The following is a 26,396-nucleotide window of genomic DNA, read 5'->3' on the forward strand; positions in this document are numbered from 1 at the left end:
CCGCTGACGAGACCGGTCACGCGTGTGAACCCGTGACCGGTCTCTCAGGTTCAGACGGTCGCGCAGCGGCGGTTGTTGAGGGTGAAGTTGGGTGGTTTCGCGTTGGTGAAGTTGTCGCGCTGGGCGTTGAAGCCGATGCCGTTCCGGCTGGCTCCCGGTGCGATCGTGCCGTTGGTGGCCGCGTTCGTGACGGTCACATTCCGGCCGCTCTGGCTGACCACCCCGTTCCACAGTTCACTGACGGTCTGCCCGTTGGCCCACTCCCAGCGCAGCGCCCATCCGTTGATCGGCGTCGTGCCGGTGTTGGTGATGGTCATATTGACCTGGAAGTTGCCGGGCCACTCGGTGGTCTGGGTGAAGCTCACCGTGCAAGTCGGCGCCGGCAGATCGGCTTCGGGGACGAGGAACACGTTGGGGGCCAGGTCGGCCGCGGTCAGGTCGGTGTTCAGATCGATGATCTGGCCGAGAGTGCGGCGGTAGTCGATCCCGTAGGTGTTCTTGATGTACGTGAGCCCCTGGTCGTTCCCGTAGAAGAACCGGTCACCATCACGGAGAGCCTGGAACTGCCGAGCCCACATGGCCAGCTGCAGCTCGCCGAACTCACTACCGGGCACATGCTGTTCGGCGACCATGCCGACGAACGCGTCGACATTGTTCACGTTGCCGTAGAGCGCGCGCAGCCGGGCGGCCAGCGTGGTCCGGCGGACCTCGCGGGTGCCGGTGCCCTCGACCGCGTCCTCGTCGTTCAGGTCGACCGGGTTGCCGTCGATGTCGAACAGCTGCAGGACGTCCAGACTGTCCGGATCGTTGATCTCGTTGCCCGCGGTCAGCTGCGGGTCGGCGGGGAAGAGCTCGGTCCCCTCACCGGTGATCGCGGTGAAGGAGGTCTTCACCGGCAACCCGAACGCCTGCCGCATCTGGTTGTACGTCGGCATGCCGTGGTCACGACCACGCTCGATGTCGATCGCACCCAGGTCCACCACTCCGTTGAAGCACGTCGGCAGCCCTTCGCCGTCCAGACATTCCGGGTTGCCGGAGACCGGGATCTGGAACAGCACGCTGCGCAGCTGGTTGTCGATCTGCTCGTCGTTCTTGTACTCCGACTCCAGGCCGAGCGCGAGCAGCATCGGGCCGAGCTGGACCTGCTCCAGCAGGTCGGGGTTGAAGAAGGCCAGGTTCAACGGGATCGCGATCTCGGCGTCGGCGCCGTCCACCACGACCTCGACACCCTGCGCGGTCATCGCGTTCAGCGTCGCCTGCGAGTACCGGGACGCGTTGGTCTCCAGCTCGAACTCGCCGTGGATCATGCTGTGCGCGCGGTACCCGACGGTCGCGAACTCGTTCCCGAGGTTGGCGTTGACCCCCGCGTTGTAGCCGGTGTAGCGCGGCAGCGCCACCCCGAGCGAGGGCAGGAACTCGTTGTAGGTGATGTACTGCTGCTCGGCCATGATCACCCGGCGGGCGATCTGGAACTTGTCCTCCTCGCTCAGCGAACCCGGCAACAGCCCGACGATCCGGTTGTGCTCACGCGCGAACAGGGTCTGGGTCGCGGTCAGTGACAGGTTCTCGTTCGCCCGCACGTCACCCGCCACCATCGCTCGCGCCGGCTGCCCGATCAGCCGGCCGTTGAGCTCCATCACCGGCGCGGCCCCCGCGTTGCCGCGAGCGTCCCGCCGCGGCAGATACCCGTTGGCCATCAGTAACGAGGCACTGTTGTTGGCCAGGTTCCCGTCCACAGGACCGGTACGCAGCCACTCCAGCCGGGTGTTGTCCGGCCCGTATACCGGGAACCCGTTGAGGTAGGAACTGTTGGTGTTGGTCTGCTGCCGCGGATTGCTGACCCCCGTCCCCGGCGCCGGATTCGACCGGACGAACGGAATCACCCCCAGCGTGCTGGTGAAACTCTCCAGCGGATCGGACGCCACGAACGGAATGTTCGCCGTCTCCCCCTGCGGATCACCCGGCTCCCGCCCGTCCCGCAGCCCGAAGGTGTGATCGATGAACTGCCCCCAGGTGAACCCCCACTGGGTCACCCGCCGCTCGGAGAACAGATTCTGGTTGACGTCGTTGTGAACCCGGTTGCTGATGTTCCGCACATTCGGCCCCCCGAACGGCTGACTCAGATTGTTGACGTACCGCGCCGGCCCGACCCGGCTGTACGCCGTCCCCGCCTGCCCCCACGTCGGATTGCCGACATTGTTGCCGCTCCCATTGAGACTCTGCACCGTGAATGGCACCACAGCATGGGCGGCCGGAGTCCCGGTCAACGTGACCGCACCAGCGACCACGAGCGCGACGCCCAGCCGCGCGGCTCGATGATATGACATCTTCTGCTCCCTAACCGCCGGACCGAAGACCGTGTACGTCCGGCGCGTGGCGCCAGACTCGTCCCGAGCCGAATTACCGTCAATGGAACAGATGAGACGTATACCCCTTAAGGGAAATAAACCCCTAAGGGTATTTGGAAGATGCATGCCATCGATGCGGCGAAACATCAGAAAATTTCATCCGGTTCACCGTCGCGATCGTTACCGGAATGAACTCATATTCCCTACATAGGGTATGGTGTCGCTGGTAGCGCAGCGATCTCGCATGCCAGCTGAGCTAGGCGGGAAGGTCGAACTCGCCCAACCTGACACCGCCAGCAAAAGCGCGCCACTCACCCGGAGCGAGATCAGCACAGGACCATCGGGATTTCTTACTGTCCCGCACCACGACTCGACCGCCGACAACGGCCACCTGCACACACTGCCCATTGGCACCACTAAACTACTGGTCCGCCACTAGGCGTCGGAGAGATCAAGTCCCTGTTTCATCATGCCTCACTACTTCTTATATTCTGCCAGCGCCCCGGAAATCAGGTCACGAGTCTGTAAAGAAGTCATCTCGTTGTTATGGTTGACCTGCTGGTATGCGAGCGTATCCAGTGCGTCTCGCGAAGAACTGCGAATAACGGCAGAAGTCTCTCCGCTCGATACCCACTCCACCGTGAGCTGCGCGACCGCGGCCTGGACCACACCGTCCCCGGCGAAGGCAGCTACGTCGGCCTTCCCGGCACCCCCCGCGCCGACCACCTCACGCCCGTCTACCAGCAGATCGCCGACGATCTCGCCACCGAGATCCGCACCGGAATCATCCTCACAAACCACCCCATCCCCAGCGAACGCACCCTCCTGGATCGGTACGGCGTCGCCAAGGCCACCATCCGCCAAGCCATCGGTCAACTCCGCGCCCAAGGCTGGGTATTCACCGTCCCTTACCGAGGCTCATACGCCGCGCCTTCCGGAAACTGGCCACCAATACACCGCCCCCAAGTTGATCCATCTGCCGAGTAGTAATCGGTTGCTTTTAGGGATTGCGAAGCTGATCAACGGGGAAGTGCAGATTCAGGGTTCGGGTCGCACGAGTGAGGAGCCATCGTGAAGCGTTCGCTCGTCATCGACAGTCACGCGAGTTCCTGCTATTTCAGGACCTCGGTTGAGGGAGCCGAGCGTAAGGCGCTCATTCAGATTACTGAGCGCTGCAATCTTCACTGCGCTCACTGTTTCGTCTCGTCTGGGGACTGGGGACACCATATGAGCCTGACCGATATTACGGGCGCGGTGATTCCCCGGCTCCTGCGGGCGCGAGTCGAGAGAGTGACGCTGACAGGGGGTGAACCGTTCGTCCAACCCGAGTTGATGGAGATCTGCGAGGCCATCGTCCGTGCCGGGTTGCCGGTCGGCATCTGCACGAATGCCACGCAGACCGTCCCAGGCCAGATAGAGACGCTGGCCAGGATCGGCAACGTGCATATCAACGTGAGCTTCGATGGGTTTCGGCCGGAAAGCCATGGCAAATTCCGGGGGAGTATCGCTTCGTTCGCCACCACGCTGGCCACCACCCGCGCGTTCGCACAGGCGGGGCTCCTGCAGGGTCTGCTGTCTACTCCGCAATGCGCTCACCGAAGTGGCGGAGTTCGCCGCGTTGTGCGAGTTCGCGGTCGAAGTCGGTGCCGAGTACGTCTTGATGAATCCACTGTCGCCCTTCGGTCGTGGCGTCAAGAGTCATGGCAGGTTGGCGGCCGATTCCGGGCGGATGCGCGCCATCGCCGAGGTCACCGCACGGTTCCGAGAGCAAGGTATCGATGTCGTGCATATCCGCTTCCCGAATGACGGCAAACCGCTGGCCGGATGCGACGCGGGCAAACTGATCTATGTGTTCGCCGACGGTCTGACCGCAGTGTCCCCTATCTGGTGTTCGCGGCTCGCACACCACAGTCACGGCACTCGGATCGAGAGTTCACCGTCGGCAACATTCTCCGCGAAGAGGTGGCTGGCGCCCTGGACGGCTACGACCTCGCCGGGAAGCTCGCCATGGGCGCCAATCCCACCTGTGGGGGTTGCCTGATGAACAGTGCCTGCGGGAAGGGATGCCCGGCGGCGGTGATCGCGGACGGCCGCCACGTGGGGGAGATAGACCTTGAACAATGTCCGGTCGTTCAGATCACCACCCGCCCTGCGGACGGATCCTGATGGATGGGTTGTTCATCGCCGTAGAGGGGCCCAATGGCGTGGGGAAGTCGACCACGGTGAACCGGCTGGCATCGAGGCTCCGGGGGCTTGGTATGGCCGCGCACCCCACCACCGAACCGACGGACACTCCGTTGGGGCGCCTGATCCGGACCAGTGAATCCACGCTGACCGGTCGTGCGATGGCCCTGGCGGTGGCCGCCGACCGTACGCAGCACGTCGACAAGGAGGTTGAGCCGGCGCTGGCCGCAGGGCAGGGGCGGCCACCGGCGCTCGACCAGGTGAGCATCCCCGGGCGGGTCGCCGTAGCGGTCCTGGACACTGATCCTCGGACCTGGTTTCTCAGCGTCTATGTGCCCAGCCGGGATCGTGGCGCGGACAAGACCACGCGCAAGGAGATGTTCGTCGGCTCGCTCCTCAAACTCCTGGCCGAACTCCCGGCGGGACCGCATGACCACCTGGTGATCGGTGGCGACTACAACGTGATCCCCGCCGATCACGACCCGCTCCACCCGGGATTCCTGCCGTTCGAGTTCGGCCTGCTCGACACGCTGCACGCCCGTGGCTTCGTGGACGCTCACCGGCACTGCGCCCCCGGAGTTCAGGCATACAGCTGGATCGGCAGGACCGGGGCCGGATACCGCTATGACTACTTCCACGTCGGGTCCGCTCTGAGCGGCCGCATTCAGGCTTGCGAATACCTGCATGAGCCTCGCGAGCTTGGACTGACCGACCACGCCGCCGTCCGCCTCGACCTCGATATTCGGGCCGTGCGGCTGTCCTGCCGGAACCCGGCCGAGCCGGACGCCATCTCCTTGTTCTAGGTGGCCCGGACCAGCGAGTCATAGGTTTCGGTGGTCCGTTCAAGGTCGAGACCCAGCGAACACGCGAACGCGTGGAGTTCCTCTTGTACGGCGAGGCCGTTCTCGTCGCCGTGGACGGTGCGTTCGATTTCCACGAAGGAGCCGGCGTGTTCGACCTCGTCGACGCAGATCGTCATGTTCTTGAGGGTGGAGGTGCGGCGGGTCTTGACGATGCGGACGGTGGGATAGAAACCCATGGCCACGATGGCGGAGTGCATTTCGGCCCGGTCGGTCACCTCGGTTTCGTGTTCGAAGCAGGCCATCGCGTTGTCGAGTGGTCTTTTCACGGTGAACAGGTGTCTGCCCTGCTGGGTGCGGAGCCGGGCGAAGGTGACGCCGAGTTTGCTCTGGCCGTAGGTCCAGCCTTGTTCGGCGTACGCCTGGTCGTCCTGGTGGGCGGGGGGCGAGAGGCGTACGCCGCGGTGGAGGAGGGCGGCCTCCAGGGCGGCGAGGTCGCGTACGCGGTATTTGACCTCGATCTCACGGGTCACAGTGGCCTCTCCAGTCTCCGGCGACTGGGGGAATCTACCTTGGGGCGGCGGGTGGCGTCAGCCGGTCCAGCGGTAGCGGTGTTCTGGGCGGCCGGCGGTGCCGTAGCGGGGGCGGAGTTCGGCGCGGCCGGAGGCGCAGAGGTATTCGAGGTAGCGGCGGGTGCTGACGCGGGAGAGGCCGGTGAGGTCGGCGGCTTCGGTGGCGGAGAGGTCGGTGCCGGTGCGGCGGAGGGTTTCGGCGACGAGGGCGCAGGTGGTCTGGGAGAGGCCCTTGGGGAGAGGTGAGGTGCCGCGGGTGGAGCCGAAGAGGCGGTCCACGTCTTCCTGGCGGGCTTCGACGCCCAGGGCGGTGAGGTGGCGGCCGGTGTCGGCGTAGCGGCGGAGGCGGTCGGCCAGGGCGGCGGCGGTGAAGGGTTTGATCAGGTAGTTGACGGCGCCGCCGCGGAGGGCGGCGCGGACGGTGCCGATGTCGCGGGCGGCGGTGACGACGAGGACGTCGACGGGGGAGGCCAGGCCGCGGAGGGCGCGGAGCACGTCGAGGCCGGACATGTCGGGTAGGTAGATGTCGAGGAGGACCAGGTCGGGGGTGTGCTCGGAGACGGCGGCGATGGCGGCTCGGCCGGTGTGGGCGGCGGCGACGACCGTGAAGCCGGGCGTCTTGGCGACGTAGCCGGCATTGACCCGGGCCACCATGAAGTCGTCGTCCACGACGAGCACGCGTTTCATCGGCGGGCCGCCAGGTGGTCGTCGTTCAGGACGAGAGCGTGTTTCATCGGCGGGCCGGTGCCGGGGGGAGGAGGGCGGTGAAGACGGCGCCGTTGGCGTTGTGGACGCGGACCCAGCCGCCGCGGCGGAGGCAGGTTTGGCGGGTGAGGGCGAGGCCGAGGCCGCGGGAGCCGGAGTGGGCGATTTTGGTGGTGAAGCCTTCGCGGAAGACCTCTTCCGCGAGTTCGGGGGTGACGCCGGGGCCGGAGTCGCGGACGCGGACGTGCAGGCCGGCGGGGTCGGTGCGGACGAGGACCTCGACCACGCCGCCGGTGCCCTCCAGGGCGTCGATCGCGTTGGCGACCAGGTTGCCGACGACGAGGACGGCGTCGCGCGGGTCTTCCAGGTCGCCGTCCACGTGGGAGTCGTCGGCGACCACCAGGGATGCGCCGCGTTCGGCCGCCTCGGCGGCCTTGGCCAGCAGGAGGGCGGCGAGGGTGGGGTCGGCGACGCGTTCGCGGATGCCCTGGGCGTACTGGCTGTAGGCCTCGGTGGTCTGGGTGATGTAGCGGACGGCGGCCTCGTGTTCGCCGAGTTCGAGCAGGCCGACGACGGTGTGCATGCGGTTGGCGAACTCGTGGGCCTGGGCTCGGAGGGCGTCGGTGGTGGTGCTGGCGTCGTCGAGTTCGCGGGCCAGCTGGACCAGTTCGGTGCGGTCCCGCAGGGTGACAACCCAGCCGCGGTGCTGGTCACGTACGGACACGGGGGTGCGGTTGAGCACCAGCACCCGGCCGCGGTGCAGCACGATGCGGTCCTCGCCGGGGTCGTCGCCGCCGAGCACGTCGCGGACCCGGTCGGAGAGCGGCATCTCGGTCAGATCGCGGCCGACGGTGTCGGAGGACAGGTCGAGCAGGTCCTTGGCGGCGTCGTTGGCCAGGGTCACCCTGCCGGCCAGGTCGAGGGCGAGCACGCCTTCCTTGACGCCGTGCAGGACGCCTTCGCGCTGCTCCAGCAGGGCGGCGATCTCGATGGGCTCCAGGCCGAAGGTCTGGCGGCGGACCCGGCGGGCGATGAGCGCGGCGGCCAATGAACCGGCGACGAAGACGGCCAGCACGGTCCAGATGAGCGGCGGGAGCGCCGCCCCGAGCTGGTCGGCGACGGTCTGCTCCAGCACGCCGACCGAGGTGAGGCCGATCACCTGGCCGGCCTCGTCGAAGATGGGGGCCTTGCCGCGGACCGAGCGGCCGAGGGTGCCGGTCTGGAAGCCGGTCCAGGTCTGGCCGGTCTCCAGCACCTCCGAGCCGTCGGTGGAGAGGCGTTTGCCGATGAGGTCGGTGTTGGGGTGGGCGTACCTGATCTGGTCGCGGTTGGCGATGACCACGTAGTCGGCGCCGGTGGCGAGCTGCACGCCCGCGGCGATGGGCTGGAGCAGCACTTCGGGGCGCGGGTACCTGAAGGCGTCGCGGACCTGGGGGAGCCCGGCCACGGACTGGGCGATGGCCAGGGCCCGCTGGCGGTACTGGTCGTCGAGCTGGTTGCGGGTGTGCTGGGCCCAGACGGTGGCGGTGCCGCCGACGGCGAGCAGGACGATCACCATCTGCAGCACGAACAGCTGGGTGCCGAGGGAGGCGGTTGTCACTCGTCGCACGGCCTCTCACCTCTCCCGGTTAACTGCCCCGAAATATAGTCATGGGCGGGTAACGCCCCGGTCGCGGAGGCTGTGACCAATACCACCAATACGACGGCAAGCACGGGAAGCATCGACACCGCGGGTGACCGGCGCTCACGATCCTCACCACATTCTTTCTCACGGTGTTGGAGTGATCATGCGTCTTCGCAGGCTCGCCGTACTGACGGCGGTGATCGCGTCGGTGACGGCCGCGACCGCGTGCGGTGCGGGATCGGATACGGCGTCAGGGACCAGCGCGCTGCGCATCATGGCCCCGGCCGCGCCCGGCGGTGGCTGGGACCAGACCTCGCGTACGGCGGAGCAGGCGATCAAGTCGATCGAGCCCGCCAGGAAGGTGGAGGTGTTCAACGTCCCCGGCGCGGGCGGCACGATCGGGCTGGCCCAGCTCGCGGGCGACAAGGGCAACGGCGGGGTGCTGATGACCATGGGCCTGGTCATGGTCGGCGCGGTCGAGCAGAACAAGTCCGCGGTGACGCTGGCCGAGGTCACCCCGATCGCCCGGCTGACCGAGGAGTACGAGATCGTCGTGGTCCCGGCCGAGTCCCCGCTCCAGACGCTGGCCGACCTGGTCGCGGCCTGGAAGGCGGACCCCACCAGGATCTCGGTGGCCGGCGGCTCCGCGGGCGGCACCGACCACATCGTGGCCGGCCTGATGGCCAAGGCCGCTGATATCGATCCCAAGCAGGTCAACTACATCGCCCACTCGGGCGGCGGCGAGGCGCTGAACGCGCTGCTCGGCAACAAGGTGTCGATCGGCATCTCCGGCATCGGCGAGTTCGCCGAGCACATCAAGTCCGGCAAGCTGCGCTCGCTCGGCATCACCGCTCCGGCCCGCATCCCGTCGATCGAGTCCCCGACCCTGAAGGAGGGCGGCCTGGACGTCGAGCTGGCCAACTGGCGTGGTTTCGTCGCGCCCCCCGGCCTCGACGAGGCCGCCACCAAGTCCCTCACCGACCTGGTCACCAAGATGCACGACGGCCAGGCGTGGAAGGACGCGGTCGCCAAGAACGGCTGGGTCGACTCGTTCCAGACCGGGCAGCTGTTCGCGGACTTCCTCACCTCTGAGCAGACGCGGGTGAAGGGCATCATCGCGGAAATGGGACTCGTCTCCTGATGTCCTCCACCGATGAGAGAGAGGGGGTCAAGCCCCGCCGGCGGCCGGAGCTCGCGCTCGCGCTGATCGTCCTCGGCCTCGGCGTCTTCGTGATCGCCGGGACCGCGGACGTGACGGCGGCGGCCTCCACGCTCGGGCTCGGCCCCCGTTTCTTCCCGCTGCTGGTGGGGTCGGCGATGATCGTCATCGGCGTCTGCTACGTGGTGGACGTGCTGCGCGGCGGGCACGGCGACCCGGAGGAGAGCGAGGACGTGGACGCCAGGGCCCCGGCGGACTGGCGCGGGGTCGGCGTGGTCAGCGTGATCTTCCTGGCCTTCGCCGGGCTGCTGGACCTGCTCGGCTGGGTGATCGCGGCCGCGCTGCTCTTCTTCGGCCTGGCCGTGGCGCTCGGCGCGCGGGACCGGCTCAGGGCGGGCGTGGTGGCGATCATCCTGGGGGTCGCGACCTACCTGGCGTTCGTCAAGGGGCTCGGGGTCACCCTCCCCGCCGGGCTGCTGTCCGGGGTGATCTGAGTGGATTCGCTGAACCTGCTGCTGGACGGCTTCGCCACCGCCCTCACCCCGGTCAACCTGCTGTACGCGCTGGTCGGCGTCACCCTCGGCACCCTCGTCGGGGTGCTCCCCGGCATCGGCCCGGCGATGACCGTGGCGCTGCTCCTGCCGATCACCTTCAACGTCCCCCCGGCCAGCGCCTTCATCATGTTCGCCGGGATCTACTACGGCGGCATGTACGGCGGCTCCACCACCTCCATCCTGCTCAACACCCCCGGCGAGAGCTCGTCGATGATCACCGCGCTGGAAGGCAACAAGATGGCCAGGCGCGGCCGGGCCGCCCAGGCCCTGGCCACGGCGGCGATCGGCTCGTTCGTGGCCGGCACGATCGCGACCGGCCTGCTGGTCGTGGCGGCCCCGCTGGTGGTGGAGTTCGCCATCTCGTTCGGACCGGAGGACTACTTCGCGCTGGCGATCCTGGCCTTCACGGCGGTGTCGTCGGTGCTGTCCCGCTCGGTGGTCCGGGGGCTGGCCTCGCTGGTCCTGGGCCTGGCCATCGGGCTGGTCGGGATCGACCAGCAGACCGGCCAGGCCAGGCTCACCCTGGGCATCCCGCAGCTGCTCGACGGCATCGACGTGGTGATCGTCGCGGTCGGCCTGTTCGCGCTCGGCGAGGCGCTCTACGTGGCGTCCCGGCTGCGGCACGCGCCGCCGGAGATCGTCCCCGTCGGCCGCGCCTGGATGGGCCGCGCGGACTGGCGCAGGTCCTGGCGTCCCTGGCTGCGCGGCACCGCGCTCGGCTTCCCGTTCGGCGCGCTGCCCGGCGGCGGCGCGGAGATCCCCACGTTCCTGTCGTACGCGGCGGAGAAGCGCCTGGCGCGCGGCACCGCCAAGGAGGAGTTCGGCAAGGGCGCGATCGAGGGCGTCGCCGGTCCTGAGGCGGCCAACAACGCCTCAGCGGCGGGGACGCTGGTGCCGCTGCTGACGCTGGGCCTGCCCACTTCGGCGACGGCCGCCATCATGCTGGCCGCCTTCCAGCAGTACGGCCTGCAGCCGGGCCCGCAGCTGTTCGACCACAACCCGGCCCTGGTGTGGGGGATGGTGGCGTCGCTGTTCATCGGCAACACGATGCTGCTGGTGCTCAACCTGCCGCTCGCCCCGGTGTGGGCGCGGGTGCTGCGGATCCCCCGGCCGTATCTGTACGCGGGAATCGTGCTGTTCGCGGCGCTGGGCGTGTACGCGCTGAACAACTCGTGGGTGGACCTGATCGTGCTCTACCTGCTGGGACTGCTCGGTTTCGCGATGCGCAGGTTCGGCCTCCCGGTGGCCCCCGCCGTGATCGGCCTGATCCTCGGGCCGATGGCGGAGATCCAGCTGCGCCGGGCCCTGGCCATCGGCGCGGGCGACGTCAGCACACTGGTCGCCAGCCCGGTCGCGGGCGTGCTCCTGGTGCTCTCCGCGCTCGCCCTGCTCACCCCACTGCTCAGGAAGCTGCTCAGAAAGGTGCTCGCCCGCTGACCAAATCGCTACGCAGTCGTCACTCAACTGGATAAAGATCCCCTTATGGCGAAATTAGGGTTTCCGTTCACCCTTGGGGTGGCTTCGGGGGAACCATCCGCTGACGGGGTGATCTTGTGGACGCGGCTCGCCGTCGAGCCGCTGCACGCGAGCAAGACGGGTGGCATGCCGAACCAGGCGTTCTCGGTCAAGTGGGAACTGGCCGAGGACGCGGCGTTCAGCCGGATCGTCCAGTCCGGCGCCGCGCCCGCCCAGCCGGACTGGGCGCACAGCGTGCACGTCCGGGTGAGCGGGCTGCGTGCCTGGACGGAGTACTTCTACCGGTTCAGCGTGGACGGGCACACCAGCCCCGTAGGGCGTACCAAAACAGCACCGGGCCCCGACTCGACCGAGCCGATCAGAATCGGCGTGATCTCCTGCCAGCGATACGAACACGGTTTCTTCACCGTGCTCAAACACCTGGCCGCGGAACGGCCGGACGTGATCTTCCACCTGGGCGACTACGTCTACGAGTACGGCAAGCCCGCCAACCCGCAGCCGGGCCGCTACCTCCGGCCGCTGGAGTCGACCGAGGAGTGCAAGACGCTGGCCGCCTACCGCCGCAGGTACGCGCGCTACCAGCTGGACAAGGACCTCCAGGCGGCGCACGCGGCGGCCCCGTGGATCGCGATGCCGGACGACCACGAGGTGCGCGACAACTACGCGGGACTGCTGCCGGGGGACGGTTCCAGCCAGGCGGCGTTCGTGAAACGGCGGAACGCCGCGTACAAGGCGTATTACGAGCATCTGCCGCTGCGGGTCCGGCCGGTCGGCAACAACCTGCAGTTCTACCGCTGGCGGCCGTACGGCAAGGTGGCGGATTTCCTGTTCGTGGACGCCCGGCAGTACCGGAGCGGCCGGAACATGCTCGGGACCGAGCAGCAGGAGTGGCTCACCACCCGGCTGACCGCCTCCACCGCGCGCTGGAAGGTGCTCGCGCAGCCGCTCTTCTTCGCGCCGCGCAAGTTCCCGCTGGAACCGCCGAGCGCCGACGCCTGGGACGGCTTCCCCGACTCGCGGGCCAAGGTGCTGGCCGCGGCCACCGGCGACCTGGTGGTGCTGAGCGGCGACGTGCACAACGCCTGGGCGGCCGAGCTGGGCAACGGGGTGGAGTTCGTGACCAGTTCGGTCACCAGCCGCCCGCCGAGCACGGACGGCAGCGCGACGCTCGCGCTCAACCCGCACCTCAAGTACTTCGACGGCAGGCGCGGCTACCTGATGGTCACGGCGAGCATGACCGACTTCACGGTGGACTACCGAGCCGTCGCGTTCGTGGACCAGCCCGGCGCACCGGTGGTGACAGCAGCGGGGTTTCGTGTCCTCAACAACAAACTGCAACGAACCGATCTGTGAAATAGGAGGTCAGCCCCCTAGCGAATAGGAAAGTTTCCTATTAGATTTCGGGCATGTCCAAGTGCGGTGCCGCATGACGCGAAGCATGGAGCTGTTGCGTCTGGCAGACACGGTCCTGTTCCCCGGCTTCGAGGGAACCACGCCCCCTGACTGGCTGCGGCGTCGCCTCGGCGACGGTCTCGCCGGGGCGGTCCTTTTTTCCCGCAACGTGGACACGCCCAGCCAACTGGCCGAGCTGACGGCCGCGCTGCGCGCGGAGAACCCGGACATCGTCCTGGGAATCGACGAGGAGGCCGGGGAGGTCACCCGGCTGGAAGCCAGGACCGGCAGTTCGCGGCCGGGCAACTTCGCGCTCGGGGTGGTGGACGACGAGGCGCTGACCGAGGCGGTCGCCCGGGACGTCGGGTGGGACCTGGCGGCGGCCGGGGTCACCATCGACTTCGCGCCGGCGGCGGACGTGAACTCCAACGCCGACAACCCGGTGATCGGGCTGCGCTCCTTCGGCGCGGATCCCGAGCTGGTGGCGCGGCACACCGCCGCGTGGGTGCGCGGGCTCCAGTCGGCCGGGGTGGCGGCGTGCGCCAAACACTTCCCCGGGCACGGCGACACCTCGGTGGACTCGCACTACAGCGTGCCGGTGGTGGCCGGCAGCCGCGCGGACCTGCACGAGGTCGAGCTGCGGCCGTTCCGGGCGGCCATCGCGGAGGGGGTGCGCTCGATCATGACCGGGCACCTGCTGGTGTCCGCCTACGACCGGGAGCTGCCCGCCACGCTGAGCCCCAGGATCCTGACCGAGCTGCTCCGCCACGAGCTCGGCTTCGAGGGGCTGATCGTCACCGACGGCATCGAGATGGCGGCGGTCTCCGGCCCGTACGGCATCGGCGGCGCCAGCGCGCGGGCCATCGCGGCCGGAGCCGACGCGATCTGCGTGGGCGGCGAGCACGCCGACGAGGCCATCGTGGAGCACATCAGGGACGCCATGGTGGACGCCGTGTTCGAGGGCTGGCTGCCCGAGGAACGCCTGGCCGACGCGGCGGAGCGGGTCAGGGCGCTGGCCGCCTGGCGGCCGTCGCGGGTGCCGCCGGCGACGCGCGAGCCGGTCGGGCTGGCCGCGGCCCGCCGGGCCATCCGGGTCAGCAGGGACGACGGCACGGTGCTGCCGCTGGTGGTCGCGCCGCACGTGGTGGAGCTCTCGCCGGTGATGAACCTGGCGATCGACAAGGGCATGCCGTGGGGGGTCGGGGAGCCGCTGGGCAAGCTGCTGCCGGGGACCACGGTGACCCGGCTGCACGAGCCGGAGCTGGCCGACGGGCTTCCCGGCGACGTGCTCGCCCAGGCCGCGGATCGGCCGCTGGTGATCGTGGTCCGGGACGCGCACCGGCACGCCTGGCAGATGGACGCGCTGGCGCACCTGCTGGCGCGGCGGCCCGACGGGGTCGTGGTGGAGATGGGGCTGCCGGGCCGTACCGACCTGGGCGCGGTGCACGTCGCCACGCACGGGGCGGCGCGGGTCTGCGGGCAGGCGGCGGCCGAGACGCTGACCGGTCAGGTCGCCGCGTTCTCCTGACCCAGCCGGGCCAGTACGGCGGTCGCCTCGGCCATGATCCGGTCGATGAGTTCGGCGCAGGACGGGAGGTCGCCCAGCGTGGCGACCACCTGGCCGGCGGCGAGCACGCCCAGGTCAGCACGCCCGTCGACCATCGCCGAGCGGAGCATCATCGGGGTGTTGGCGGCTTGCAGGACCTGGGCCCAGGTGAGGTCGCGGCCGTGGCGCATCCTGCGTCCTTCGCGGAGCATGGCCGCCCAGGACAGGCCGGAGAGGTCGCGGAGGCGGGCGGCGTTGAGGAGGGCGCGGAGCAGGCGGCCGCGTTCGAGCTTGTCGATGAACGGGGTGCGCAGGACGCGGTGGGGGACGCCGTCGACGCGGGTGGTGACGACGGTGTCGGTGGCGGCCTGGTACTCCTTCTTGACCTCGTCGGGGACGGGGGAGTCCGAGGTGAGCAGGAAGCGGGTGCCCATCGCGATTCCGGCCGCGCCGTAGGCGAGGGCGGCTACCAGGCCGCGGCCGTCGGAGAAGCCTCCGGCGGCGATGACCGGGATGTCTACCGCGTCGACGACCTGGGGGAGCAGGACGGTGGTGGGGATCGGGCCGGTGTGGCCGCCGCCCTCGCCGCCCTGGACGATCACCGCGTCCGCGCCCCAGGCGGCGACCTTCTCGGCGTGGCGGCGGGCGCCGACGGAGGGGATGGTGACGACTCCGGCGTCCTTGAGGCGGGCGATTAGTTCGGGGCGGGGGGCGAGGGCGAAGGAGGCGACGGGGACGCCTTCGCGGATCATGATCGTTACGCGGTCGGAGGCGTCGTCGGCGTCGGCGCGGATGTTGACGCCGAAAGGGGCGTCGGTGCGGTCGCGGACTTCGCGGATGGCGGTGGTCATCTCGTCGGTAGTGAGGGTGGCGGCAGCGATGATGCCGAGGCCGCCGGCTTTCGACGTGGCGGTGACCAGGCGGGCTCCGGCGACGTAGCCCATGCCGGTCTGGACGATCGGGTAACGGCAGCCGACCAGGTCCGTCAGGGCGGTTCTGATCACGAGGGGACCTCGCGGGCACGCTGGTTCCGCGGGTCGAGGCTGGTGAGCACGCGCAGTTCGTCCTCGGTCGGGAGCCTGGTCTGATGGACCTCGTCAGGGACGGTCAGCGGGAAGCCGGTGTTCTCCAGCACGTCGTTCACCGTCACGCCCGGATGCACTGAGGCCAGGCGCATCGAGTGGTCCGGGGTGGCGAAGTCGAGGACGGCGAGGTTCGTCACGACGCGGCGGAGGTCGTGGAAGCGGCCCCGGCCGGGGCGGTCATAGCCGACGCCGCTGACCATGTCGACGCGGGGGACGAAGACGCGGGGGGAGTGTTTGGGTATCCAGTAGCTGGTCGGGTTGTTGACCGTGTTCCCGGGGACTCCGCGTACCCCGAGGAGCTGGGATTTCGGGCGGGACCAGTCGCCGACGCAGGAGATGTTGCTGTTGCCGTACCGGTCGAGCTGGGAGGCGCCGAGCAGGACGTGGCGGCGGCCGTGCAGGACCAGCCAGAGGTGGTCGCGGAAGGGGAGCCATCCTTCGACGCCGCCGGGATCGGCGCCGAGAGCGGGCACGTCGGCGGTGAGCAGGCAGGTGCCGTCGGTGGTCAGCAGGTCGGGTGCGAAGGTGAGCCGGGCCAGCCGGGCGGCCAGGACCGTGATCGCGCCGCCGATGCCGGCCGCGAGGATCTCCCCGTCGCCGCGGAAGGTCTCCGCGCAGGCGACCACGCAGACGTCGGCGCGGCTCATCCGGCCACCGCCCGCTGGTAGTCCCCTTCATCACCGGACAAGTAGCGCTGGGCGAAATTTCGCCAGGAGTCGGCGGATGTGGTGGCTTCGAGGTAGGCGCGCTGAAACGCCTCGTCCCGGCCGTAGTCCGGCTCGCAGCTGGTGAAATGGGCTCCGCCGGGGGTTTCGACGACCCCGGTGACCATGGAACGGCTGATCAGCAACGACTGCACCGGGCCTTCCTTGAACTCGGTCACCAGGCGTTCGCAGGAGACGTAGCAGCGGGTGGCGGCCTTGGCGTACAGGTCGTCGAGGTAGGGGTCGGGGCCGAGGTACTGGGCGTTGCCGCGCTGGTCGGCGCGGTTGAGGTGGAGCAGCGCGACGTCCATGGTGAGCGCGGGGACCGCGACCAGTTCCTCCCCATCCGAGTACGGCGAACGCACGGTCCGCAGATCCGGATTTATCGTCATTACGTCGGACCCGAGCCCGGCCCTGGTCGGCAGGAACGGCAGCCGGTGCGCGGCGGCCAGCAGCCCGAACATGAACATGCCCTCGTCGTACTCGGTGAACTCGATCAGCCCGCGCTGCCGGGCGATCCGGAACCACGGCTCCAGCGGGATCGAGTCCAGCGTGACGAAGGGCGCGATCACCCGCCGGACCTTGCCGAAGGCGCACAGCAGCCCCACATCCGGGCCGCCGAACGAGATCACCGTCAGGTCCCGCAGGCTCGACCGGCAGATCGCCCGGACCAGGGCCATTGGCTTGCGCCGCGACCCCCAGCCGCCGATCCCGACGGTCATGCCGCTCTCCAGCCCTCCGACGACGTCCTCGATCGCCAGAACTTTGGTCACGAACCCTCCAGGAAACGATCGCGATGCGCGTCACCCGCGCCCATCAGGTTGAGCTCGAACGTGAACCCCTGCTCGAACCGGTAACTCCGCTTCACGTCGACGGGATCGATCCCGTTCAGCGACTCCTTGGCGCGCCGGATCACGTACGGATCCTTGGCGGCGATCACCCCCGCCACCCGGAGCGCGGCCTCCCTGAGCCCGTCACTCGGCACGACCTCCAGCACGGAACCGAACGCGTGCAACTCCGCCGCCGTGACATTCCGGCAGGTGTAGACCATCGCCCGCATCAGGTGCTGCGGCACCAGCCTGGCCAGATGCGTGGCCGCCCCCAGCGCCCCCCGATCCACCTCCGGCAGCCCGAAGTAGGCGTCCTCGCTCGCCACCACGATGTCCGCGTTCCCGGCCAGCCCCACCCCGCCCCCCAGGCAGAACCCGTGCACGGCCGCGATCACCGGCACCTCGCACTCGTAGACCGCCGCGAACGCCGCGTAACACCCGCGATTGGCGCCGACCAGCGCGGCGTGTCCCGGCGTCCGCTGCAACTCCTTGACGTCGACGCCGGCGTTGAACCCGCGCCCTTCTGCCCGCAGCACCACGACCCGCGTGGCCGGATCCCGCCCGGCCTCCTGGACGGCCGCCGCCAGGTCGAACCACCCCCGCACGCTGAGCGCGTTCACCGGCGGCGCGTCCACCACGACCTCCGCGATCCCGCCGTCCACCCGGGCCGAGACTCCCATATGGTTACCTAACGCTTGCTTGGTACGGTAGGCCCCATGGTAAGCCACGACTACGCGGGCCGAGTCGTCCTGGTCACCGGTGGGACCAAGGGCCTGGGGCTGGGGATCGCGACCGCGTTCCGGGACGCGGGGGCCCGGGTGGTCGTGTGCGCGCGGACGGAGCCCGATGGTGTCGTTCCCGGTGAGTTCGTGCCCGCAGACGTGCGCGAGGCCGCCGACGTGGATCGGTTGATCAGCGCGATCGAGGCCCGGCACGGGCGGCTGGACGTGCTGGTGAACAACGCGGGCGGCTCGCCGTACGCGCCGGTGGCGGGGACCTCGCCCCGGCTGCACGCCCGGGTGATCGAGCTGAACCTGCTCGCCCCGCTGCTCGTCACGCAGCGTGCCCATGCGCTGCTGGAGGCCGCAGCCGGGGCGGTCGTGATGATCGGCAGCGTCAGCGGCTCCCGTCCGTCGCCCGGCACCTCGGCCTACGGCGCGGCGAAGGCCGGGCTGCGTCACCTGGCCGCCTGCCTGGCGGCCGAGTGGGCGCCGCGCGTGCGGGTGAACACCGTGGTCGTCGGGCTGGCCGCCACCGAGGCCGGGGCCGGGCACTACGCCCAGGGCGCGCCCGCCACGATCCCCGCGGGCCGGCTGGCGAGCCCGGCGGACGTGGCCGCCGCCTGCCTCTGGCTGGGCGAGCCCGGCTATGTCACCGGCGCTGAGCTGCTGGTCCACGGGGGCGGCGAAACTCCGGCCTGGCGGACGCTGAAGTCCGGCTGAGGATCCAGAGCAAAGTTCTGATTACGCAGAGCTATCATTTGACCACGCTCAGCTATATGCTCGCTATTGCTTTGACCGGCCAGATCAACCGGGAGTCAGTGAACGTGGATGGCAGGGCCCGTCGTCCATGTTCCCGCTCACGGCTCTGGCGTACCCCAAGGAGCAAGATGTTCAAGAAGATCGCCGTGACCGGTGCCATCCTCACCGCCGCCTGCGGTGCGAGCCTGATCGCGGCCCCGGCACACGCCGACAGCTGGACCGACAACTGGAGTGTCAACCGGGACTCCGCACAGTCGGGCAACAACTTCGGCTGGGTGGTCGCCCGGAACGCCGGCTCCGGCCGCTCCACCAACGTCAACAACATCAACGGCATCGCCGCGACCGCCACGGGCGGCAGCGTCACGGTCACCTACATCTTCCACTAGGTCCGACGCACATCGCATGGCCGTACGACCCCCTCAGAACTGACGAAGGAGACGAGATGTTCAAGAAGATCGCCGTGACCGGTGCCGTTCTCGCCGCCACCTGTGGCGCCGTCCTGATGGCGGCCCCCGCGCAGGCCGACACCTGGACCAAGAACACCAGCCGGAACAGTGACTCCGCCCAGTCCGGCAACCACTTCGGCAACATCGCTGCGACCAACATCGCCAGCGGCCGCTCGACCAACGTGAACAACATCAACGGCATCGCGGCCACCGCGACCAGCGGGGGCACCATCGGCCTCTCCTACCGGTTCGACTAACCGGAGGAACGCGCGCGCCGGGACCCGGAAGGGCCCGGCGCGCGCCGCTGTTGTATTCATGGGCATCGTGAGTACAACGAGGAGATCGATGAAGGTCGCTTACGTCACCTGGAACGGCCCCGACGACGAGCGTGAGGTGATGCTCACGGCGTGGCTCGGGCTCGACATCGAGGGCACCCCGGTGCGCTGGGACGACCCGGAGGTGGACTGGTCCTCCTTCGACGCGGCCGTGGTCCGCTCCACCTGGGACTACATCCACCGCCGGGACGAGTTCACCGCGTGGGCCCAGCGGGCGGGGGCGGCGACCAGGCTGCTCAACCCGGCCACCGTGCTGACCTGGAACACCGACAAGACCTACCTGCGGGATCTCGGCGTGCCGACCGTGCCGACCCACTGGAGCTCGATCGGCATCCCGGTCTGGGACGACTACGTGATCAAGCCGGCGATCTCGGCCGGCGCCAGGGACACGATCAGGACCCGGGACCGGCAGCAGGCCGAGGCGTTCGCGGTCGAACTCGAAAGCCAGGGCCGGACCGTCATGGCGCAGCCCTACCTGGAGACGGTCGAGCACGAGGGCGAGCTCTCACTGATCTACTTCGGCGGCCAGTTCAGCCACGCGGTGCGGCGGAACCCGATGCTGGCGCACGGCACCGGCGAGCTCATCTCGGAGAACGCGAAGTTCAGCCTGCGCGACCCCGACGACGACCAGTTCGAACTGGCCGAACGCGTGCTCGGCCAGGTGGCGGAAGAGCTGCTCTACGCCAGGGTCGACCTGGTCCGGATGCCCGACGGCGAGCCGGTGCTGATCGAGTTGGAAGTGACCGAGCCGTATCTGTATCTGAAGGCCGAGTTCGACGCCCCCGACATGTTCGCCAAGGCGCTGGCCGACGCGCTAGCCGTGGGTTGAGATGCCGCCGTCCACCGGGATGACCGCGCCGGTGAGGTAGGCGCCCGCCCGGGAGGCCAGGTAGATCGCGGCCCCGGCCATGTCGTCGGGGCGGCCGATCCGGCCGAGCGGCACCTGGCCTTCGATGGCGGACCGCAGGGCCGGGTCGCCGAGGGCGAAGGCCATCATCTTCGACTCGAACGGGCCGGGCGCGATCGCGTTGACGGTGATCGATTCGGCGGCGAGCCGGTGCGCGAGGTGGCGGGTCATCATGTGGACCCCCGCTTTCGCTGCCGAGTATGCATAGTTCTCCACCTCGGGCACCCGCAGGCCGTCGACCGAGCCGATGTTGATCACCCGTGCCGGATTCTCCGGGCTGGCTGAGGCCCGCAGCAGCGGCAGGAACCGCTGGGTGAGGTAGAAGACGCCCTTCACGTTGATGTTCCAGAGCTTGTCGAAGGCGTGCTCGGGGTAGTCGGCCAGCGGCGCGCCCCAGGTCGCGCCCGCGTTGTTGACCAGCACGTCCAGCCGCGACTCCCGGGCGGTCACCGCCTCGACCAGCGCGCCGACGCCGTCAGCGGTGGAAAGGTCGGCCTGGACTGCGACGCAGCCCAGCTCGGCCGCCGCCGCGTCGAGCTCGTCCTTCTTCCGCGCCGAGATGTAGACCGTCGCCCCCGCGTCCACGAACCCGGACGCGATCATGCGGCCGATCCCGCGCGAACCCCCGGTCACCACGACCGTCTTCCCTGCCACCGAGAACAGACTCATGGCCGACAGCATACCGACCAGTCGGTCAGGGGTGCTGGCTGGACACGGACACCACCTCGCCGGTCATGTACGAGGCGTACTCACTCGCCAGGAAGACGATCACGTTGGCCACCTCCCAGGGCTCGGCCGAGCGGCCGAACGCCTCCCGGGCGGTCAGCTCGGCGAGCAGGTCGTCGGTGGTGACCTTGGCCAGGAACGGGTGCATGGCCAGCGAGGGGGCGACCGCGTTCACCCGGATGCCGTGCGGCGCGGCCTCCATGGCCACACACCTGGTCAGCGCCATCACCCCGGCCTTGGCGGCGGCGTAGTGGGCCTGGCCCCGCTGGGCCCGCCAGCCGATCACCGAGGCATTGTTGACGATCACTCCGGTCCGGCGCGGGATCATGTGCCGGAGCGCCGCCCGGGTGCAGCGCATGGTCCCGTTCAGGGTCACGTCCAGCACCGTGGACCACTGCTCGTCGGTCATCTCGGCGAGCTCCGCGGTGCCGCCGAGCCCGGCGTTGTTGACCACCACATCGATCCTGCCGTACGCCTCCAGGGCGGCGTCGAACAGGGCGAGGACCTGGGACTCCGAGGTGACGTCGCAGGGGACGGCGAGCGGTTTGACGCCGGTGATCGAGGTCAGCGCGTCGGCGGCCGCCCCCAGCCGTGGTTCGTGCCGGTCGGAGATGACCACCGTGGCGCCCTCCTCGGCGCAGCGTTTGGCGGTCGCGAAGCCGATTCCGGCCCCGGCGGCGGCCGTGACCAGGGTGACCTTTCCGTTGAGCAGACCGTGCGCAGGTGGATACGACGGTGTCATCTGGGCAGCCCCAAGGTGCGCTCGGCGATGATGTTGCGCTGGATCTCGCTCGATCCGGCGTAGATCGTGTCGGCTCTGCTGAACAGGTACAAGCGTTGCAGATCCGACAGCCCACCGTCCGTCACCAGACCGTTTCTGCCCTGTACGGCCATGGCCAGCTCACCCAGCCGCCGATGCCACTCCGACCAGTACAGCTTCATGATGGACAGTTCCGGCCCGGGGCTGTCCAGCAGCCGGAGCGCGTTCATGCGCATGATCTCCAGCTCCAGCCAGGACCGGGTCAGCCGGTCCCGCAGCAGCGGATCGTCGATGGCTCCGCTGCGCCGGGCGGCTTCGAGCACGGCGGCCAGCTCGCGCCGGAACGAAAGCTGCTGGCCGAGCGTGGACGCGCCGCGCTCGTACCCGAGGGTGGCCATGGCGATCCGCCAGCCGTCGCCGGGCGAACCGACGATGTTGCCGGCGGCCGTGCGGGCGTCGTCGAAGAAGACCTCGTTGAACTCGCTGGTGCCGGTCAGCTGGACGATCGGCCGGACCTCGACGCCGGGCTGCCGCATCGGGATGAGTAGATAGGAGAGCCCTTGGTGGCGCCGCGAGCCCGGTTCGGTCCGGCACAGCGCGAAACACCAGTCGGCCACGTGGGCGAGCGACGTCCACACCTTCTGGCCGGTCACCACCCACTCGCCGTCGGCCAGGCGGGCCCGGGTCCGCACCCCGGCCAGGTCGGAGCCGGCGTCGGGTTCGGAGTAGCCCTGGCACCAGAGTTCCTCGCCGCGCTGGATCGGGGGGAGGAAGCGGGCGCGCTGCCCGGGGGTGCCGTGTTCCAGGATGGTCGGGCCGATCAGGCCCTCGCCGATCAGGCCGACCCGGGCGGGGGCGTCGGCTTCGGCGTACTCCTCGTGGCAGGCGACCTGGTCGGGCAGGGTGGCGGCGCGTCCGCCGTACTCGGCCGGCCAGGCCAGGCAGGTCCAGCCGGCCGCGCCCAGGCGGCGTTCCCAGGCCGCGCGCAGGTCGTGGCCCTGGTGTTCGCGGCCGGGGCCGCCGAGGCCGCGCAGGTCGTCGGTGAGGTTGGCGGCCAGCCAGGCGCGCAGCTCGGCGCGCAGGCTCACGGCTGGAAGCGGCCGTACCCGCCGCGGAAGAAGACCAGCGGGCCGCCGTCCTCGTGCTTGTCGAGGCCGAGGACCCGGGCGACGATGATCATGTGGTCGCCCGCCGGGTGCTCCGCCTCCAGCACGCAGTCGATCCAGGCCAGCGCGCCGTCCAGGACCGGGCTGCCGCCGGGGGAGCGCTGCCAGGCCAGGCCCGCGAACTTGTCGCCGCCGCGGGCCGCGAGCTGGGCGCAGACCTCGCGCTGGTCCTCGGCCAGCACGTTGACGCAGAGCGTGGGGGCGGCGCGCAGCAGGGGCCAGCTGGTGCTGGTGTGCGCGACGCAGAACGCGACCAGCGGCGGGTCCAGGCTGACCGAGGTGAAGGAGTTGGCGGCCAGGCCGCGGGGGTCGCCGGTCTCCGGGTCGATCGCGGTGACCGCCACCACGCCGGTGGCGAACCTGCCCAGGATGGCGCGGAAGTGGGCCGGGCCGACCGCACCGGGCAGGGCTGGGAACTCGGCGCCGTTGACGGCATCACGGTTGACGGCATCACGGTTGACGACATCACGGTCGACGGCGTCGCGGTGCATGGCGGCTCCGGTTACCAGGCCGATCCGGGGGACGGGGGCGTCACGACCCGCGATCGATCGAGCCGCGTGGCTGCCCATCGTGCGCCGCCTCCTCCGTGCTGCTTTACCAAGCGCTTGCTTGGACGATACGGGGGCGCGGGAATCGGTGTCAATTGTTTGACACTCGTGTTCACCGAGGTCTAGCGTCGAGTTGTGACCAAGCGCTTGCTGGGTTTCCGTGATCGCACGGCCGTCGCCGGGGTCGGGTACACGGCATTCAGCAAGAACTCGGGCGTGAGCACGCTGACCCTCGCCTGCGAGGCGGTGCTGGCCGCCCTGGCCGACGCGGGCCTGACCGCCGACGACGTGGACGGCCTGGCCACCCATCGGGTCGGGGATTCGGCCGCGCCCTCGCTGGTCGGTCCCGCGCTCGGGCTGAGGGCTCCGGCCTGGTATCTGGACCAGTTCGGCGGCGGCAGCGTCTCCCACTCGGTGCTCGGCCAGGCGGCGCTGGCGGTCGCCGCCGGGCTCGCGGAGACCGTGGTCTGCTACCGGGCCATCAACGCCCGCTCCGAGTTCCGGATGGGCCAGGCCCCGAACCCGTCCCCGGAGGCGCAGTACCAGGTGCCCTACGGGTATGCCGCCCCCGTCCAGATGTACGCCATGTACGCCCGAGCCCACATGCTGAAATATGGCACCAAAGCGGAGCATTTCGGGGAGCTCGCGGTGGCGCAGCGGGCCTACGCGGTCAAGAATCCGCGCGCGATGATGCGGACGCCGATCACGCTGGACGACTACCTGGCCAGCCGGTGGATCGCCGAACCGCTCCGGCTCTTCGACTGCTGCCTGGAGACCGACGGCGCGTGCGCCCTGGTCGTCACCACGGCGGAACGCGCCCGCGACCTTCGTCACCCGGCCGTCCTGATCTCCGCCGCGGCCTGGGGCGGCGGCGAATCCCCGCTCTCCTCCACCGACGTCACCACCACGGCCGCCGCCGAACTCGCCCCCCGCCTGTACGCCCAGGCCGGCCTCGGCCCCGCGGACATCGACGTCGCCGAACTCTACGACTGCTTCACCTACTCGGTGATCGTGCAACTGGAGGACTACGGCTTCTGCGCCAAAGGCGACGGCGGCCCCTTCGCCGCAGCGGGAACGCTTCCGGTCAACACCCACGGCGGCTTCCTCTCCGAGGGCTACGTGCACGGCATCAACCACATCGCAGAAGCCGTCTCCCAGCTGCGCGGCACGGCGGCCGACCGCCAGGTCCCCGGGGCCCAGGTCGCCCTCTCCACCGCCCAGCCCGGCTACGTCCTGCCAGCCACCTCGGCGCTGATCCTGCGGCGGTCCTGATGGCCGACCGGGACTCGGCGCAATGGTGGGAGGCGCTCCGGCGGCACGAGTTCGTCGTCCAGGGCTGCGCGGACTGCGGCCGGCTGCGGTTTCCGTCCCGCGCGTACTGCGCCGGTTGCCGGTCGCGCTCCTGGCGCTGGCAGGCCGTCGAGCCGCTGGCCAGGATCGAGAGCTGGATCGTCACGCGGGGACACACGGTGGTGATGGTCCGCCTCGAAGCCGCCGCCGACTGCGTCCTGTACGGACACTGGCGGCAACCGCGCGCCCCCCGGCCCGGCGAGCAGGTCCATGTCGCCTACGAGGACGCCGACGACGTCACGGTCATCGAGTGGCGTCCCGGAAATACGCTCGCGGGTGGCCGGGGTTGGAACTAAGGTGAGCCACATGATCAAGCGTGCCGCTGTGACGACGACGCCGGAGGTTGTCCCGGCGCGCTGATTCCTGATCTGCAGAAAGCCCGGGGCGACGCCCCGGGCTTTCGTGTTCCCCGGTCGCCTCGCCCCTTTTGATCCCCAGCGAGGAGACCGTCATGTACGACCACCGCAAACTCGGCCGCGAACTCGACCTGTTCGACACCGACCCCCTGATCGGCTCCGGGCTGCCGTACTGGCTGCCCGACGGCGCAAGCATCCGGCTGGCGCTGGAGGAGTACATCCGCGACGTCGAACGCCGGGCCGGATACCGGCACGTCTACTCCCCGGTCCTCGGCAAACGCGAGCTGTACGAGATGTCCGGGCACTGGGCGCACTACCACGAGGACATGTTCCCGCCCATGGACCTCGGCGCGGAGCAGGTGGTGCTGCGGCCCAGCCTGTGCCCGCACCACGCGCTGATGTTCCGCGCCCGCGGCCACAGCTACCGCGAGCTGCCGCTGCGGATGGCCGAGATAGGCGGCATGTACCGGGCCGAACTCTCCGGCGTGCTCGGCGGGCTCACCCGGGTGCGCGCGATCCAGCTCAACGACGCCCACATCTTCTGCACCCCCGGCCAGGCCGTGGACGAGGCCCGCTCGGCGCTCGGCCTGATCGCCGCCGCCTACGACGCGCTGGGCATCGAGCCGGTGCGCTACCGCCTGTCCCTGCCGGGGCCCGGCGGCAAGTACGTGGCCGACCCGGAGCTGTGGGAACGGGCGAGCGCGCTGCTGGTGGAGGTGCTGAAGGAGGCCGGCGTGCCGTACCAGGCGGAGGAGGGCGAAGCCGCCTTCTACGGGCCCAAGATCGACGTCCAGATCGCCGACCACGCCGGGCGCGAGTCCACCCTGTCCACCGTGCAGATCGACTTCTACCAGCCGTCCCGCTTCGACCTGCACTACACCGGCGCGGACGGCGGGCGCCACCGCCCGGTCATGGTGCACCGCAGCATCATCGGCAGCGTCGAACGCGCGGTCGCGCACCTGATCGAGGTCCACGGCGGCGCGTTCCCGGCCTGGCTGGCCCCCCGCCAGCTGGTCGTCCTGCCGATCTCCGAGGCCGAGCTTCCGGCCGCCGAAGCCGTGGCCGCCCGGGGCCGGGAACTCGGCCTGCGCGCCGACGTCGCCGATCAGGGCTCGCTGTCGGCGCGGATCCGCGCCGCCCACCTGACCCCGTACCAGGCCATCGTCGGCGCCCGCGAAGCCGCCGCCGGCACTCTCTCGCTCCGGCTGCGCGACTCCCGCACCCTTCCGCCGCTCCCCGCCGCCGAGGCGCTGGGCCGGATCGCCGCCCTGGTCGGCGCGCACCGGGTGGACTTGTGGGATCAGAGCTGAGCCCGGCGGACTATCCTCTGGTACGAATCAGC

Annotated in this window: 27 protein-coding genes and 2 pseudogenes; 16 read left to right on the forward strand and 13 right to left on the reverse strand. The window is 69.7% G+C overall.

Features of this window, described 5'->3' with window-relative positions; all coding sequences use genetic code 11:
- Positions 1–50: 50 nt before the first annotated feature.
- Positions 51–2,327, reverse strand: a complete 2,277-nt coding sequence (locus tag Acor_RS10785; protein ID WP_155336453.1) for a peroxidase family protein — start codon at positions 2,325–2,327, stop codon at positions 51–53.
- Positions 2,328–2,604: 277 nt separating this feature from the next.
- Positions 2,605–2,757: pseudogene (locus Acor_RS44200) on the reverse strand (DUF397 domain-containing protein); the annotation flags it as partial.
- A gap of 137 nt (positions 2,758–2,894) precedes the next feature.
- On the opposite strand from Acor_RS44200, the gene Acor_RS46215 reads away from it, so the two are divergent.
- The 4 genes and pseudogenes from Acor_RS46215 to Acor_RS10805 all read left to right on the forward strand — a co-directional run bounded on the left by Acor_RS46215 (position 2,895) and on the right by Acor_RS10805 (position 5,335).
- Positions 2,895–3,335, forward strand: a complete 441-nt coding sequence (locus Acor_RS46215) for a winged helix-turn-helix domain-containing protein (RefSeq protein WP_155336455.1) — start codon at positions 2,895–2,897, stop codon at positions 3,333–3,335.
- Between the two features lie 84 nt (positions 3,336–3,419).
- A pseudogene (locus tag Acor_RS46220) lies at positions 3,420–3,896 on the forward strand (radical SAM protein); the annotation flags it as partial.
- A gap of 52 nt (positions 3,897–3,948) precedes the next feature.
- Entirely contained in the window at positions 3,949–4,389 is a 441-nt protein-coding gene (locus Acor_RS44210; RefSeq protein ID WP_246238566.1) for a hypothetical protein, read from the forward strand.
- Positions 4,390–4,513: 124 nt separating this feature from the next.
- Positions 4,514–5,335, forward strand: a complete 822-nt coding sequence (locus tag Acor_RS10805) for a hypothetical protein (RefSeq protein ID WP_246238567.1) — start codon at positions 4,514–4,516, stop codon at positions 5,333–5,335.
- Here the strand turns inward: Acor_RS10805 and Acor_RS10810 are convergent.
- The 3 genes from Acor_RS10810 to Acor_RS10820 are packed head-to-tail and all read right to left on the reverse strand — an operon-like array spanning position 5,332 to position 8,218.
- Entirely contained in the window at positions 5,332–5,865 is a 534-nt protein-coding gene (locus tag Acor_RS10810; RefSeq protein WP_155336457.1) for a class IV adenylate cyclase, read from the reverse strand. The genes Acor_RS10805 and Acor_RS10810 overlap by 4 nt on opposite strands.
- Positions 5,866–5,922: 57 nt before the next feature.
- On the reverse strand, positions 5,923–6,591 hold the full coding sequence (locus Acor_RS10815) for a response regulator (RefSeq protein ID WP_155336458.1): 669 nt from the start codon (positions 6,589–6,591) through the stop codon (positions 5,923–5,925).
- A 43-nt stretch (positions 6,592–6,634) separates the two neighbouring features.
- Positions 6,635–8,218: an ATP-binding protein gene (locus tag Acor_RS10820; protein WP_218034216.1), complete on the reverse strand. Its 1,584-nt coding sequence runs from the start codon at positions 8,216–8,218 to the stop codon at positions 6,635–6,637.
- A gap of 178 nt (positions 8,219–8,396) precedes the next feature.
- Between Acor_RS10820 and Acor_RS10825 the strand changes: the two genes are divergently transcribed.
- From Acor_RS10825 to Acor_RS10845, 5 genes are all read left to right on the forward strand, one after another.
- Positions 8,397–9,374 (forward strand): Bug family tripartite tricarboxylate transporter substrate binding protein, encoded by a 978-nt coding sequence (locus Acor_RS10825; RefSeq protein ID WP_155336459.1) that lies wholly within the window; start codon positions 8,397–8,399, stop codon positions 9,372–9,374.
- Complete coding sequence (locus Acor_RS10830; protein WP_155336460.1) at positions 9,374–9,886, forward strand: tripartite tricarboxylate transporter TctB family protein; 513 nt, start codon at positions 9,374–9,376, stop codon at positions 9,884–9,886. The genes Acor_RS10825 and Acor_RS10830 overlap by 1 nt, the downstream gene beginning before the upstream one ends.
- The gene (locus Acor_RS10835; protein WP_155336461.1) at positions 9,887–11,383 is read left to right on the forward strand and encodes a tripartite tricarboxylate transporter permease; all 1,497 of its coding nucleotides are present in this window, start codon (positions 9,887–9,889) and stop codon (positions 11,381–11,383) included. It begins immediately after the preceding gene.
- 45 nt (positions 11,384–11,428) lie between these two features.
- A complete protein-coding gene (locus Acor_RS10840) occupies positions 11,429–12,775 on the forward strand; it encodes an alkaline phosphatase D family protein (protein ID WP_155336462.1) in 1,347 nt (448 codons plus the stop codon).
- 85 nt (positions 12,776–12,860) lie between these two features.
- Entirely contained in the window at positions 12,861–14,342 is a 1,482-nt protein-coding gene (locus tag Acor_RS10845) for a glycoside hydrolase family 3 protein (protein ID WP_246238568.1), read from the forward strand.
- Here Acor_RS10845 and Acor_RS10850 read toward each other — a convergent pair.
- The 4 genes from Acor_RS10850 to Acor_RS10865 are packed head-to-tail and all read right to left on the reverse strand — an operon-like array spanning position 14,321 to position 17,659.
- Positions 14,321–15,361, reverse strand: coding sequence for an NAD(P)H-dependent flavin oxidoreductase (locus Acor_RS10850; protein WP_155336585.1), 1,041 nt, complete (start codon positions 15,359–15,361; stop codon positions 14,321–14,323). The genes Acor_RS10845 and Acor_RS10850 overlap by 22 nt on opposite strands.
- The gene (locus tag Acor_RS10855) at positions 15,361–16,092 is read right to left on the reverse strand and encodes a CoA-transferase subunit beta (protein ID WP_155336464.1); all 732 of its coding nucleotides are present in this window, start codon (positions 16,090–16,092) and stop codon (positions 15,361–15,363) included. The genes Acor_RS10850 and Acor_RS10855 overlap by 1 nt, the downstream gene beginning before the upstream one ends.
- A complete protein-coding gene (locus tag Acor_RS10860) occupies positions 16,089–16,871 on the reverse strand; it encodes a CoA transferase subunit A (protein ID WP_246238584.1) in 783 nt (260 codons plus the stop codon). The genes Acor_RS10855 and Acor_RS10860 overlap by 4 nt, the downstream gene beginning before the upstream one ends.
- A gap of 47 nt (positions 16,872–16,918) precedes the next feature.
- A complete protein-coding gene (locus Acor_RS10865; RefSeq protein WP_155336466.1) occupies positions 16,919–17,659 on the reverse strand; it encodes an enoyl-CoA hydratase family protein in 741 nt (246 codons plus the stop codon).
- Positions 17,660–17,695: 36 nt separating this feature from the next.
- On the opposite strand from Acor_RS10865, the gene Acor_RS10870 reads away from it, so the two are divergent.
- The 4 genes from Acor_RS10870 to Acor_RS10885 all read left to right on the forward strand — a co-directional run bounded on the left by Acor_RS10870 (position 17,696) and on the right by Acor_RS10885 (position 20,070).
- Positions 17,696–18,421 (forward strand): SDR family oxidoreductase, encoded by a 726-nt coding sequence (locus Acor_RS10870; RefSeq protein WP_155336467.1) that lies wholly within the window; start codon positions 17,696–17,698, stop codon positions 18,419–18,421.
- 167 nt (positions 18,422–18,588) lie between these two features.
- Positions 18,589–18,846, forward strand: coding sequence for a hypothetical protein (locus Acor_RS10875; protein ID WP_155336468.1), 258 nt, complete (start codon positions 18,589–18,591; stop codon positions 18,844–18,846).
- Positions 18,847–18,902: 56 nt separating this feature from the next.
- Positions 18,903–19,163, forward strand: a complete 261-nt coding sequence (locus Acor_RS10880; RefSeq protein ID WP_155336469.1) for a hypothetical protein — start codon at positions 18,903–18,905, stop codon at positions 19,161–19,163.
- A gap of 88 nt (positions 19,164–19,251) precedes the next feature.
- On the forward strand, positions 19,252–20,070 hold the full coding sequence (locus Acor_RS10885) for an ATP-grasp domain-containing protein (RefSeq protein ID WP_155336470.1): 819 nt from the start codon (positions 19,252–19,254) through the stop codon (positions 20,068–20,070).
- Here Acor_RS10885 and Acor_RS10890 read toward each other — a convergent pair.
- The 4 genes from Acor_RS10890 to Acor_RS10905 are packed head-to-tail and all read right to left on the reverse strand — an operon-like array spanning position 20,056 to position 23,369.
- Positions 20,056–20,817, reverse strand: coding sequence for an SDR family oxidoreductase (locus Acor_RS10890; protein WP_218034217.1), 762 nt, complete (start codon positions 20,815–20,817; stop codon positions 20,056–20,058). The genes Acor_RS10885 and Acor_RS10890 overlap by 15 nt on opposite strands.
- Before the next feature lie 25 nt (positions 20,818–20,842).
- A complete protein-coding gene (locus Acor_RS10895) occupies positions 20,843–21,616 on the reverse strand; it encodes an SDR family oxidoreductase (protein ID WP_155336472.1) in 774 nt (257 codons plus the stop codon).
- Positions 21,613–22,722, reverse strand: a complete 1,110-nt coding sequence (locus Acor_RS10900) for an acyl-CoA dehydrogenase family protein (protein ID WP_155336473.1) — start codon at positions 22,720–22,722, stop codon at positions 21,613–21,615. The genes Acor_RS10895 and Acor_RS10900 overlap by 4 nt, the downstream gene beginning before the upstream one ends.
- Positions 22,719–23,369 (reverse strand): flavin reductase family protein, encoded by a 651-nt coding sequence (locus Acor_RS10905; protein WP_246238569.1) that lies wholly within the window; start codon positions 23,367–23,369, stop codon positions 22,719–22,721. The genes Acor_RS10900 and Acor_RS10905 overlap by 4 nt, the downstream gene beginning before the upstream one ends.
- A gap of 114 nt (positions 23,370–23,483) precedes the next feature.
- On the opposite strand from Acor_RS10905, the gene Acor_RS10910 reads away from it, so the two are divergent.
- From Acor_RS10910 to thrS, 3 genes are all read left to right on the forward strand, one after another.
- Complete coding sequence (locus Acor_RS10910) at positions 23,484–24,620, forward strand: thiolase C-terminal domain-containing protein (protein WP_246238570.1); 1,137 nt, start codon at positions 23,484–23,486, stop codon at positions 24,618–24,620.
- Positions 24,620–24,994 carry a Zn-ribbon domain-containing OB-fold protein gene (locus tag Acor_RS10915; RefSeq protein ID WP_155336474.1) on the forward strand — a complete coding sequence of 125 codons (375 nt, stop codon included), beginning with the start codon at positions 24,620–24,622 and terminating at the stop codon, positions 24,992–24,994. The genes Acor_RS10910 and Acor_RS10915 overlap by 1 nt, the downstream gene beginning before the upstream one ends.
- Before the next feature lie 131 nt (positions 24,995–25,125).
- Positions 25,126–26,364, forward strand: coding sequence for a threonine--tRNA ligase (gene thrS, locus Acor_RS10920; protein ID WP_281353203.1), 1,239 nt, complete (start codon positions 25,126–25,128; stop codon positions 26,362–26,364).
- Positions 26,365–26,396: the final 32 nt, after the last annotated feature.

The sequence above is a fragment of the Acrocarpospora corrugata genome (assembly GCF_009687845.1).
Lineage (GTDB): Bacteria > Actinomycetota > Actinomycetes > Streptosporangiales > Streptosporangiaceae > Acrocarpospora > Acrocarpospora corrugata.